Consider the following 12,586-nt stretch of genomic DNA (forward strand, 5'->3'; position numbering starts at 1 on the left):
GGGATTAAGCATGAAGGGTTCCCGACCCGAACAAGCGGTACTCAGCCGCGATACAGACATGAGCAAAACCGCCGAAACCCGCGCTGTGATCGAGGGGATGGTGGATGGCCTCAACGACCACCGGATCGGCGACATCGGCGAGTTTTTCGCCGAAAGCTTCCGTTGGCTTGGAAACTGTGGCTGCGGCACCAAGAACGGCCTGCGAGAGTTTCAGGACAACTGGCAGCGCCCGTTTCAGGCGGCGTTCTCTGACAAAACCTGCATTGATGAGGCCCGCCTCTACATGGGTGAGTGGGCCGCCGCGTTTGGCCGTCAAGAGGCGGTACATTCCGGCGAATTCATGGGACTTCCGGCAACAGGTAAACGCGTGGAAATACGTTATATGGATTTCTGGAAAGTCGTGGATGGCAAGATCGTCGACAACTGGGTGATGGTCGATTTTCCGCATGTGCTTTCGCAATTGGGGCACGATGTCTTTGGCGGCAAGGGATGGGAAACGTATGATCGCGGGGAAGCCGTGCCACCCAGTCCGGAAAGGCAGGCGTAATGGGCGCTGCGCTTGATCTGGTTCAGGATATGGAACGCGCACTTGGGCGCGCCGAAACTGACTTATCACACTGGTTTCACGAGGATTTCGTCTGGGACGGCAACGCGGGCTGCGGTCGCAAGGCCGGCTTGGCAGAGTTCAGGAGCCATTGGCAAACCCCGTTCCGTGCTGCGTTCGCGGATCGGCGCTTTGACACGGCGCTGTGGCTTGAAGATGGCGATTGGGTCGCATGCGTTGGAACCTGTCATGCCATCCATTCCGGCGATTTTATGGGCATCCCGGCAACCGGCCGCCCGCTGCACATATCATATGTCGACTTCTGGCAGGTGCGAAACGGGCGCATTGCCTATAACAAAGTGCATGTCGATCTGGCTGGCGTTGCCGCTCAGTTAGGTTGGGATGTGTTCGAAGGCTGCGGCTGGGATCGTCTGGACGTACCGGTTACACGACTGTGGCGCGGCCAACAGGGCCAGGGTGCAGCTGCCCGGCCTCTGGATATTGTTCAGGCGATGGAAGCAGCCCTGCAGCGATCGGATGTGGATGTCTCAGAATTTTTCCATGAAGACTTTGTTTGGGACGCCAACTATGGGTGCGGCCTGAAGCACGGTCTCGGCGAATTTGAGACCGGTTGGTACCTGCCGTTCCGAGAGTTTTTCGGAAACAGGGATTTCGTCACCCCCCATTTCATGCAGGACGGCGACTGGGCTGCATGCTTCGGGGCCTGCCATGCGACGCTTGAGCGGGACTTTATGGGCATCAAGGCCGAAGGGCAGAAAATCCGTATCCCTTACATCGACTTTTGGCGCATCGAAGGTACCAAAATCGCCGAAAACATCGTGCGGGTCGATTTTGCCAGCATCGTCGAACAGTTGGGGGGCGATGTGTTCCTTGGCAAAGGCTGGGGCCCGGAACAACCTTATGATTTTTGCGTAGACACTGCGGCTTAGGAGGCTGATATGACAATCCAATATCTAAAAACCAGCAAACCCGCCGAAGCGCGCGCCGAAGATGACGCCAAAGTTCGGAAAGTTGTCGAAGGCACGTTGTCCGACATCGAAAACCGCGGCGACGCGGCTGTGCGCGAACTGAGCGAAAAGTTCGATGGCTACAGCCCGGCTTCGTTCCGCCTGAGCCCGTCCGAGATTGAGGCCGCGATGCAGAAAGTGTCGACCCGCGACATGGAGGATATCCGTTTCGCCCAGACACAGATCCGCCGCTTTGCGGAGGCGCAGCGAGCGTCAATGACCGATGTTGAGGTCGAAACCCTGCCCGGCGTTATCCTGGGCCATCGCAACATCCCTGTACAATCGGTTGGCTGCTATGTCCCGGGCGGTAAATTTCCGATGGTGGCATCTGCGCATATGTCCGTGCTGACTGCGCAGGTTGCGGGGGTGCCGCGCATTATTGCCTCGGCCCCACCTGTTGACGGGGCTCCGCATCCGGCAATTGTGGCGGCGATGCATCTGGGCGGTGCGCATGAAATCTACGCTCTGGGCGGCATCCAGGCCGTCGGCGCCATGGCTATCGGAACCGAGACCATCGACCCGGTTCACATGATCGTTGGCCCCGGTAACGCCTTTGTCGCCGAAGCCAAGCGGCAGCTGTTTGGGCGCGTTGGCATCGACCTGTTTGCAGGCCCGACGGAAACCATGGTTATCGCCGATGAAACGGTCGACGCCGAGATGTGCGCGACTGACCTGCTGGGTCAGGCCGAGCACGGCTATAACTCGCCCGCTTGCCTGATCACCAATTCCCGCGGCCTGGCTGAGGATACCCTGTCCGAGATCGAGCGGCTGCTCAAAATCCTGCCGACCCGGGAAACCGCCTCGACCTCGTGGGAGGACTATGGCGATGTGATCCTTTGCGACACGCATGAGGAGATGCTGCAGGTTGCCAACGACATGGCCTATGAACACGTGCAGATCATGACGGATCGCGATGACTGGTATCTGGACAACATGCATTCCTACGGCGCGCTGTTCCTCGGGCCGCGCACAAACGTGGCCAACGGCGACAAGGTGATCGGCACCAACCACACCCTGCCGACGAAAAAGGCGGGGCGCTATACGGGCGGCCTTTGGGTTGGCAAATTCCTGAAAACGCACAGCTACCAAAAAGTGACAACCGACGAAGCGGCGGCGATGATTGGCGAGTATGGCTCTCGGCTATGCATGCTGGAAGGCTTTGTGGGGCATGCCGAACAGTGCAACCTTCGGGTGCGCCGCTATGGTGGTCGCAATGTGCCCTATGGTGCGCCTGTGGTCCCTGTTGAAGCGGCCGAGTAAGCGATGCCCGACCACGCCGCAAACCGACAGCTGCTGACCCCGCTGCGTACCGCTTTGTACGATTGGGACGAAGCAGCCGTGCGACGCACACTGGAAAAGTTGTGCGCGCCGGATGCTCTGTTTCGGTGCTGTCATCCGTTCGGCGATCAGATCGGACCACAAGCGTTCTTCGAAAATGTTCTGAGCCCGCTGCGCGAGGCATGGCCGGACTTGGAGAGACGCGATTGGCTGATCATGGCGGGTGAGGACGAGCACGGCAAAGACTGGGTTGGCTGTGGGGGACACTATCTGGGAACCTTTGCCGGTCCTTTGCTGGACATCCCGCCCACGGGTCATTTGGCCCATATGCGGTTTCACGAGTACTATCGGATCGTCGAAGGCCAGATTGTCGAGATGCAGATGATTTGGGATCTGCCCGAAGTGATGATGCAGGTCGGCGCATGGCCCATGGCCCCGTCACTCGGGGCCGAGGTTCTGATACCCGGCCCCGCAACGGGTGACGGCCTTTCGCACGGACCTCATGACGCGGCGGTGGGCAAAGCCAGCCGTGATCTGATCGTTGATATGCTGGACCACATGAAACGGCATCCATCACAAGGCGGACCGGAGGTGATGGAGATGTCGCGGTTCTGGCACGAGAACATGAACTGGTACGGTCCGGCAGGGATTGGCACCTGCCGGGGTATTCGCGGGTTTCGCAACTGGCATCAGATTCCCTTTTTGTCCGGCATGCCGGATCGCGGACAGTATCTTGACGAGATCACTTATCACTTCTTTGGCGATGGTCCCTATGTCGCCGTCACCGGCTGGCCGGATATGGTTCAAACCGTTACCCATGATGGCTGGCTGGGGATTGCGCCATCAGGCACGAAGATCACCATGCGCAGCCTGGACTTCTGGCGTGTGAACGATGGGCGCATCCGCGAGAACTGGGTCATGGTCGACATATTGGACGCCTATCGGCAATTGGGGGTGGACGTTTTCCGGCGTTTACGCGAGTTCAACAAAGCCCGCGTGCCGGGCCGCGTGCCTTTCCCGGTTGGAGACCCCTGATGACGCTGCCCCCTGCCCCCTCGTTCCGCCTAGATGGCAAGCGCGCGCTCGTTGCGGGCGCATCCTCTGGGATCGGTCTGGCCTGCGCGACCGCCCTTGCCAGCCATGGCGCCGAAGTCACTCTGGCGGCACGCAGCATCGATAAACTAAGCGATTTGGCCGCGGCCTTCGCCGACAAAGGCTGGAGCGCAAAGACCCTTGCGCTGGACGTCGCAAGTATCGCCGCGACCGAGGCGGCAGTCGACGCCAATGGGCCCTACGACATTCTGATCAACTCGGCAGGGCTGGCCCGCCATAGCCCGGCGCTTGAGACATCCGAAGCCGACTTCGATGCAGCCAATGACCTGAATTTCAAAGGGGCCTATTTCCTGACCCGTGCCGTGGCGCGCGGGTTGATCGCCGCAGGCAAACCCGGAAGCCTGATCAACATCACCAGTCAGATGGGACAGGTGGGGGGTATTGATCGCGCTGTGTATTGCGGCACCAAACATGCGGTCGAGGGCTTCACCAAATCGATGGCCATCGAGTGGGGGCCGCTTGGCATCCGCGTCAATACCATCGCGCCCACCTTCATCCGTACACCACTGGGTGAGCAAACGCTTGCGATCCCTGAACGTCGTGCCTGGATAGAAGACAAGATCAAATTGGGTCGCGTCGGCGAGTTGAGCGATATCACCGGGGCTGCGGTATATCTTGCCTCAGACGCGGCAAGCCTTGTAACCGGCACTGCATTGCTGGTGGACGGAGGCTGGACAGCGGACTGATGACAGACAAGGTAACTTCATTCGATGTCGCCCGACGCGCTGGTGTAAGCCAGTCCGCCGTCAGCCGTGTGTTCACGCCGGGCGGCTCTGCCTCAGCGGCAACGCGTGACAAAGTCATGAAAGCAGCCACTGACCTTGGCTATCGCCCGAACACCCTCGCCCGCGCCATGATCACAGGAAAAAGCCGGGTGATCGGCGTGGTCGTTGCATACCTTGAGAACCAGTTTTATCCAATGGCGCTGGAGTATCTCGACCACGCGCTGAAAGCTCGCGGCTATCACATTATGCTGTTCATGGCCCGCAACGATGACAGCGTCGGGCGCATCGTGGAAGAGCTGATGTCCTATCAGGTCGAAGGGATCATTACCGCTTCGGTCGCAATGTCCAACGACATCGCCGCGCGCTGCGACGATGCCGGTATCCCGGTCGTGATGTTCAATCGGGGGCAAGAGACCGGCAATCTGGCTCAGGTGACGTCCGACAATATCCAAGGCGGTCGGACCGTGGCCAATTTTTTAGTTGCCGGAGGGCACAGCCGGATTGCGCATATTTCGGGGTGGCAGGAATCGTCGACGGGCGTTGATCGTATGCGCGGGCTGATCGAGGGGCTCAAGGAACACGGGATGGAGCCGTTTGCCATCGAAGACGGCCGCTATAGCCAGGACACTGCCGCCGATCTTACGCGCTCCATGTGCAGTTCGACCGACCGGCCCGATGCGATCTTCGTCGGCAACGACCACATGGCTTTTGCAGTCATGGACACGCTGCGCTTTGAACTCGGCCTGTCTGTGCCCAATGACGTGAGCGTAATAGGCTATGATGATGTACCCATCGCCGCGTGGCCCGCATACGACCTGACCACCATACGACAACCGATCAATCGCATGGTCAATGCAACGGTCGATATCTTGTTGGCCAGAATCGAAAGCGGTGCGGCCTCGGAACGTATTCAGATTGCCGGCCCGCTCAAAATCCGCGGATCAGCCAGACGACCAAGAGGTTTCTCAAAATGACCTACGCCGAAAAATGGACGGATTTCCCCGACTATATCCTGGGGATCACCAAAGAGATCTGGGAGGATCGCGGGACTGAAACACTGAACCGCTATTACGCACCCGACATTCCCGTGCGCACACCGATGGGTATCAGCCATGGCAACCAAGGCGTGATCGCCGCGACAATGGCGACCTGCCATGAGTTCCCCGATCGTCAGCTTTATGGAGAGGATGTCATTTGGTCCTATTCGGATGAGCATGGCCATCTGTCTTCGCACCGTTTATTGACGACCGCGACCCATTTGCAGGACGGCCAGTTCGGCAAAGCCAGCGGCAAGCCATGGGTGGTGCGAGTGATCGCCGATTGCGCGGCCAAGGGCGAGACGATCTATGACGAATGGCTGGTACGCGACTATGGTGGGCTGGTGCGCCAACTTGGGCACGACCCCCAGGAGTACACCCGCGACCTGATCGCTGCCGAAGGCGGGCCAGAGAAGGCCACGCGCCCCTTCACGCCAGAAATTGATGTGGACGGAGGCTATCATGGCAGAGGCAACGATAACGCGTGGGGCGCGCGCTATGCCCAAACGCTGACGCGTATCATGGACAAGGATTTCAACCATATCCTTGCAGATTACGACCGCGCCGTGATCGGTGAGTATGCCGGTTCGAAACAGGCGATCGGACGCGAGGCCGTGACACAGTTCTGGGTCGGCCTGCGATCATCATTCCCGAACGCCACGTTCAAGATCCACCATCAGATCGGGATGGACGCTGAAATGATGTCACCCCGGGCGTCTGTTCGCTGGTCACTCGATGGGACCCATGATGGTTGGGGGGCATTCGGACGTCCGACCGGGGCCAAGGTCCATGTCATGGGCATGTCGCACGCCGAGTTCGGACCGTGGGGACTGCGACGGGAATTCAGCCTGTATGATGAGGTTGCAATCTGGAAGCAGATCTTGCTGCACACAGGAGATGTCTGAATGCTGCTAGGGGTTCTGCATCTCGATGCCAGTCAAGCGGCGCGACGGTTTCATGCGCACCGCGCCAGCCTGAGGGCGCGACGGCTGAACAACCGGCCTCCGGGCCATGGGGTTTGAACTCACAACCCCCTGAAACCCAAGGAGACACCATCATGAGCACCATCCAGAGCCGCATCGTTCGCTACGGCGAGCTTCAGCCTTGCAAAACCGCCTTTATCGACGCGCACACGCCCGGTTCAGATCAGAAAGAGAACTTTACTATTGTTGGCGGCGGCGTATCGGAAAGCCCTGATCAACACGTCCATATCACCGACAAGATCGGGTTCAACATCGGCGCTGCCGGTCAGCCACCGAAATGCCGCAACTCGTTGCATAGCCATACCACGGCTGAGGTTTTCTTTGTTGCCAAAGGCCGCTGGCGCTTTTTCTGGGGTCGGCATGGCACGGCGGGCGAGTTCATTGCCGAAGAAGGTGATATTTTCAATATCCCGACAGGTATCTTCCGCGGTTTCGAGAATGTCGGCCAGGACTACGGCATGATCATGTCGATACTCGGCGGCGACGACGCAGGCGGTGGTGTCACCTGGGCCCCGCAAGTCATCGAGGACGCGCAGGCCCATGGTTTGATGCTGGGCGACAATGGCGTGCTCTACGACTCGAAGAAAGGGCAGGAACTGCCGCATAATGTCCACCCGATGCCCCTGCTGACCGAAGAACAGCTCAAAGACTATCCCGAGGTACCGGTCGAGGATGTTATTGGAAAATACGTCGCCCGCTACTGGGATCTGATGGCGCTTGCCGCCCGAAAACCGGCTGTGGTGATCGGCAAAAACGGCATCATCAAGGACAAGCCGGGTTTCGAGGTTGACTTCCTGACCCATGGCTCTGGCATCGAAGATCCGGTCGAGGCCGCAAAACCCGTGGTCCTGATGCCTGCAAGCGGCCATTGGCGCGTTGCGATCGACGACGTGGTCACAACCTTGTCCAGCGGCGACACCGCGCTGGTGCTGCCCGGGGAACACTATAGCGTCGCATCTTCCATGACCGGTCTGGCCGGTCTTTATCGCATCACCGCCACCGACGACCCTGCTGGCGCGACCTGGACAGGATGAGCGTTGATCCAAAAGATACGCACGCCGTTTACGAACGGCAGGCCAAGGCCTATGACGCTCAACGGTCCCGTGCGCTATTCGAGGCGCGCTGGCTGGCGCGTTTCACCGCCAGTCTAACCCCCGGCGACAGTGTTCTGGATTTGGGCTGCGGCACAGGCGAGCCCATCGCGCGCTGGTTCATGGCGGAAGGCTTTGCCGTAACGGGCATCGATTTCTCGACCGCCATGCTTGATATCGCGCGAAGCCGCTGGCCCGAGTGCGATTGGCGTCACGCAGATATGCGCAGTTTCGAGCTGGACCAGCAGTTTGGCGGCATCATCGCTTGGAACAGCTTCTTCCACCTGACAGCGGGTGAGCAGAAGGATTGCATCGCACGGATGTCGCGCCACCTGAGAACAGGCGGAATGTTGATGCTGACCGTCGGACCCGGCGAGGGCGAGGCAGAAGGGACAGTGGGCACCGAGCGTGTTTATCACGCCTCGCTGTCGCCAGCCGGCTACGCAAGCTGCCTGGAAGAAAACGGGATGCGCATGACCGGGTTTCTGGCCAAAGATCCTGAAACCGAACGCCATAGCGTGTTGATGGCGCGCAAGATTTAAGGAGACGCCCATGCCGGTAAAAACAACTCATGTCGGTTCGCTTCCACGCGCTCAAGAGGTGGTGGACTTCATCTTTGCGCGCGAGCGTGCGCAACCCTATGATGGCGCCGCCTTTGATGCGTGCATGACGGCTGCGGTCGCCGAAACAGTCAAGCAGCAGAAAGACGCCGGGATCGATATCGTCTCGGATGGCGAGACGTCCAAGATCAGCTATGCCACCTATGTAAAGGATCGCTACACCGGCTTTTCAGGCGATAGCCCCCGCAACGCCCCCGCCGATCTGAAAATGTTCCCCAGCTTCCTGCAGCGGCTGGCGGATGCGGGTGGAACGCCGCAATATGCGCGCCCCATGTGCACAGGTGAAGTTCGGTCGAAAGGTCAGGATGATCTACAGAAGGACATTGCCAACCTCAAAGACGCGATGGCGGAACACGGGATCACGCGCGGCTTCATGAACGCAGCCAGCCCCGGCGTAATCTCGCTTTTCCTGCAGAACGATCACTACAAATCGCGTGAGGCTTATCTGGCCGCGTTGGCCGATGCGATGAAGGAAGAGTACGAAACCATCGTCGCCTCGGGGCTCGACCTGCAATTGGATTGCCCCGACCTGGCGTTGTCGCGCCACATGCTGTTCACTGACATGTCCGATGACGAATTCATCAAAGTGGCACAAATGCATGTCGAGGCCCTGAACCACGCGCTTTCCGATGTGCCCGCAGAAAAGGTACGCGTCCATATATGCTGGGGCAATTACGAGGGTCCGCATTTGTGCGATATCCCCATGTCCAAGATGTTCGACACCCTGATGGCGACCAAATCGCGCTATGTCCTGTTCGAAACCTCGAACCCGCGCCATGGTCATGAATGGACCGTGTTTCGTGACCGCAAGACGGACATCCCGGATGACAAGGTGCTGGTGCCCGGCGTCGTCGACACAACGACAAACTTTGTCGAGCATCCCGAACTGGTGGCCCAACGCATCACCCGCTTTACTGAAATTGTCGGCACCGAGCGTGTCATCGCAGGCAGCGACTGCGGCTTTGGCACCTTTGCTGGATTCGGAGCGGTCGACCCATCGATCGCCTACGCCAAACTCGCGGCCTTGTCCGAGGGTGCCGCCGCAGTTTCGGAGGGCTAGATGACCCCGCTTGTACTGCTACCAGGCATGATGTGCGACAGCCGGTTGTTTACACCCCAGATCGAAGCGCTCTCAAACGAACGCGCAGTGTCTGTGCCGGAATTGTCCGGCAGCGACACAATGGCCGGATTGGCAGAGCAAGTCCTTGCGGCAGCGCCCGAACGGTTTGCTCTTGGTGGTCTTTCGATGGGCGGCATCATTGCGATGGAGGTCATTCGGCAAGCCCCCGAGCGTGTGCTTGGCCTGGCGTTGATGGACACAAATCCGCTGGCAGAACTGCCCGAAGTGCAAGCCCGCCGTGGCCCCCAGATGGACAGCGCGCGCGGGTCGGCTGGACAGCGTGATGCGCGACGAGATGAAGCCCAACTATCTTAGCGACGGAGAAAACAGAGCCGAGATTCTAGACCTATGCATGGATATGGCGCTGGGTCTCGGGCCTCAGGTATTCTGCGAGCAATCAATCGCACTGCGCGACCGGCCGGATCAGACGAACACGCTGCGCAGCTTCGAGAAACCAGCGCTGGTGCTGTGCGGTCAGGAAGACAAGCTTTGCCCGATCGCGCGCCATGAGCTGATGCACGAACTCCTACCCCGCTCGACGCTGGTGGTTGTCGAGGGTGCCGGGCATCTTCCAACACTCGAAAAACCAGCAGAAACCACGCAGGCTCTGCGCCTCTGGCTGAAGGATGTGGACCATGAATGACGACTTGCTCGCCCTGTTGAAATCAGTCGATACGCCTACCGTCTGCAACGCGATCGAGGTCGCCCAAGGCGGGCGCGGTTTTGACAGATACACACGTGGCACGGTGTTGTGCAGTGCCCCCGACGAGGGTGCCATCTTAGGCTATGCACGCACGGCCAAGATCGCAGCAGCCGAACCACCCTCTGAACCGGCGGGTGTCATCAAAGCCCGGCGCATGGACTACTACCGCCACATGGCCGAAGGCCCCCGCCCCGGCATTGCAGTCGTAGAGGATCTGGATGGCGAGAACGCCGTCGGCGCCTTCTGGGGCGAGATCAATACGACCGTTCACAAAGGCTTTGGACTGTCAGGCGCGCTTACAAACGGCGTTATGCGCGATCTTGGGGATCTGCCCAAGGGTTTCCCTGTCATCGCGGGCTCTGTCGGCCCGAGCCACGCCTTCGTTCATGTGCGCGAAATTGGCACCCCTGTCACCGTTTTTGGCATGACGGTCGCGGATGGCGATCTGATCCACGCTGACCGCCACGGGGCGCTCGTGATCCCGGCCGAGGATGTTCCCCAGCTGGCCGACGCGATCCACAAATTGCTCGATACAGAGAAGCTGGTGTTGGAACCGGCCCGCTCAGAAGGCTTTGATTTTAACGCGTTCGAAGCCGCATGGGCTGCGTTCGAAAAAGCGCGCACCTGAACCAGCGATACGTTCGTTATCGATCTTCATGACAAAAGCGGCCTCAGGTTTCCCCGAGGCCGCCTTTTTCTTTCTCAAAGCGGGGTTACTTGCCGCGCTTTTCGCGTGTGAGGCCAATGAAGACCGAAACACACATCAGCATCAGAACGATGGCGAAGGGGAAGCCCGTCGCGATCGCTGCTGCCTGAAGTGCGCCAAGCCCACCGCCCAGCAGCAGCACGATCGCAATCGCGCCTTCAAGAATACACCAGAACACACGCTGCGGCGTTGGTGCATTGGTCTTGCCGCCAGCGGTGATCGTGTCGATCACCAGCGAACCCGAGTCCGACGAAGTCACGAAGAACACCACCACCAGCACGATGCCAACAAAGGACAGCAGACCGGTCATCGGGAAGGCTTCGAACATGGTGAACATTTTCAGCTCAAGCGCTGCGTCGGACAGGGCCTGACCCGTACCGCTCATGACCTGATCCAATGCCGCGCCGCCAAACACGCTCATCCACAGGGTGCCGACCACGGTCGGGATCAGCAGAACGCAGACCACGAATTCACGTACCGTACGGCCACGCGAGATCCGCGCGATGAACATGCCCACAAACGGCGACCAGGAAATCCACCAGGCCCAGTAGAAGGTTGTCCAGCCCTGCATGAAGTTGGTGTCTTCACGACCCATCCAGTTGGACAGCGACGGCAACTGCTCGACATAGTCGATCAGGCTGTTGAAGAAGCCGCTGAGGATCAGCAGTGTCGGGCCGACAAGCAGAACCAGCAGCAACAGCAGTGCCGCCAGGATCATGTTGGCCTCGGACAGGCGCTTAACCCCTTTATCCAGGCCCGCAACAACCGATACCAGCGCGAAAATCGTGATCAGCACGATCAGCAACACTTTCATGCCATCGGTGACCGGCACACCAAACAGATAGTTCAGACCGGCCAGCGCCTGTGTCGCACCCAGACCCAGCGAGGTTGCCAGACCGAAGATGGTCGCAAACACGGCCAGCACATCGATGATGTGTCCAAGTGGACCCCAGGTTGCCTCACCAAAGATCGGGTAAAAGACCGAACGCATGGTCAGCGGCAGACCCCGGTTGAAGCTGAAGAAGGCCAGCGCCAACGCAACAACCGCGTAAATCGCCCAAGGGTGCAGACCCCAATGGAAGATGGTCGCGGCCATTGCCAGATCACGTGCTTGTTCCGGGTTGCCTTCAGCACCGGCCAACGGTGCCCAGTCTGTGCGCACACCGCCCTCGCTGGCGATGCCGCCAATGGACGATCCATAGTGCGAGATGGGTTCTGCCACCCCCCAGAACACAAGACCGATGCCCATGCCCGCTGCGAACAGCATCGAGAACCAGCCCATATAGCTGTAGTCTGGACGGGCATCGACACCACCCAAACGGATCGAACCCAGCGGAGTGACGATCAGGAACAGACAGAACAGCACAAAGAGGTTACATGCGATCATGAACACCCAGTCAAAGTTGCTGGTCAGCGCGGGCCTGAGCCACCCAAAGAACTCTCCGGCCTGGTCCTGAAACACAAGCGAGAAGAAGACGAATGCGACAACGGTCAGACCCGAAATCGCAAAGACGGGATTGTGGATGTCCAGACCCATGATCTGGACGTTATCCTGTCCAACCTCATAGTCTGTATCCGTACTTTCGGGAATAATTGGGTCGGTTGTTTCCGACATTAGATCTCTCCTGATGGTTACCG

General features: G+C 59.3%; 12 protein-coding genes and 1 pseudogene. 12 read left to right on the forward strand and 1 reads right to left on the reverse strand.

The window, feature by feature from the left end:
- Positions 1–10: 10 nt before the first annotated feature.
- From ACR3EN_RS17905 to ACR3EN_RS17960, 12 genes and pseudogenes are all read left to right on the forward strand, one after another.
- A complete protein-coding gene (locus ACR3EN_RS17905) occupies positions 11–547 on the forward strand; it encodes an ester cyclase (RefSeq protein WP_480820622.1) in 537 nt (178 codons plus the stop codon).
- The gene (locus ACR3EN_RS17910) at positions 547–1,494 is read left to right on the forward strand and encodes an ester cyclase (protein WP_480820620.1); all 948 of its coding nucleotides are present in this window, start codon (positions 547–549) and stop codon (positions 1,492–1,494) included. The genes ACR3EN_RS17905 and ACR3EN_RS17910 overlap by 1 nt, the downstream gene beginning before the upstream one ends.
- 9 nt (positions 1,495–1,503) lie before the next feature.
- Entirely contained in the window at positions 1,504–2,832 is a 1,329-nt protein-coding gene (hisD, locus tag ACR3EN_RS17915) for a histidinol dehydrogenase (protein ID WP_480820618.1), read from the forward strand.
- Positions 2,833–2,835: 3 nt separating this feature from the next.
- A complete protein-coding gene (locus tag ACR3EN_RS17920; protein WP_480820616.1) occupies positions 2,836–3,885 on the forward strand; it encodes an ester cyclase in 1,050 nt (349 codons plus the stop codon).
- Positions 3,885–4,649 carry an SDR family NAD(P)-dependent oxidoreductase gene (locus ACR3EN_RS17925; RefSeq protein WP_480820614.1) on the forward strand — a complete coding sequence of 255 codons (765 nt, stop codon included), beginning with the start codon at positions 3,885–3,887 and terminating at the stop codon, positions 4,647–4,649. The genes ACR3EN_RS17920 and ACR3EN_RS17925 overlap by 1 nt, the downstream gene beginning before the upstream one ends.
- Positions 4,646–5,662, forward strand: coding sequence for a LacI family DNA-binding transcriptional regulator (locus ACR3EN_RS17930; RefSeq protein ID WP_480821338.1), 1,017 nt, complete (start codon positions 4,646–4,648; stop codon positions 5,660–5,662). Before ACR3EN_RS17925 ends, ACR3EN_RS17930 begins: the two co-directional genes overlap by 4 nt.
- A complete protein-coding gene (locus ACR3EN_RS17935) occupies positions 5,659–6,630 on the forward strand; it encodes an ester cyclase (protein ID WP_480820612.1) in 972 nt (323 codons plus the stop codon). The genes ACR3EN_RS17930 and ACR3EN_RS17935 overlap by 4 nt, the downstream gene beginning before the upstream one ends.
- A gap of 152 nt (positions 6,631–6,782) precedes the next feature.
- A complete protein-coding gene (locus tag ACR3EN_RS17940) occupies positions 6,783–7,742 on the forward strand; it encodes a cupin domain-containing protein (protein WP_480820610.1) in 960 nt (319 codons plus the stop codon).
- A complete protein-coding gene (locus ACR3EN_RS17945; RefSeq protein WP_480820608.1) occupies positions 7,739–8,341 on the forward strand; it encodes a class I SAM-dependent DNA methyltransferase in 603 nt (200 codons plus the stop codon). The genes ACR3EN_RS17940 and ACR3EN_RS17945 overlap by 4 nt, the downstream gene beginning before the upstream one ends.
- Positions 8,342–8,351: 10 nt before the next feature.
- A complete protein-coding gene (locus ACR3EN_RS17950; protein WP_480820606.1) occupies positions 8,352–9,479 on the forward strand; it encodes a cobalamin-independent methionine synthase II family protein in 1,128 nt (375 codons plus the stop codon).
- A pseudogene (locus tag ACR3EN_RS17955) lies at positions 9,480–10,182 on the forward strand (alpha/beta fold hydrolase).
- Positions 10,175–10,870, forward strand: coding sequence for an RraA family protein (locus ACR3EN_RS17960; protein ID WP_480820602.1), 696 nt, complete (start codon positions 10,175–10,177; stop codon positions 10,868–10,870). The pseudogene ACR3EN_RS17955 and the gene ACR3EN_RS17960 overlap by 8 nt, the downstream one beginning before the upstream one ends.
- 85 nt (positions 10,871–10,955) lie before the next feature.
- Here the strand turns inward: ACR3EN_RS17960 and ACR3EN_RS17965 are convergent, their stop codons facing one another.
- Positions 10,956–12,563, reverse strand: coding sequence for a BCCT family transporter (locus tag ACR3EN_RS17965; protein WP_480820600.1), 1,608 nt, complete (start codon positions 12,561–12,563; stop codon positions 10,956–10,958).
- Positions 12,564–12,586: the final 23 nt, after the last annotated feature.

This window comes from Ruegeria sp. G7, assembly GCF_056535465.1.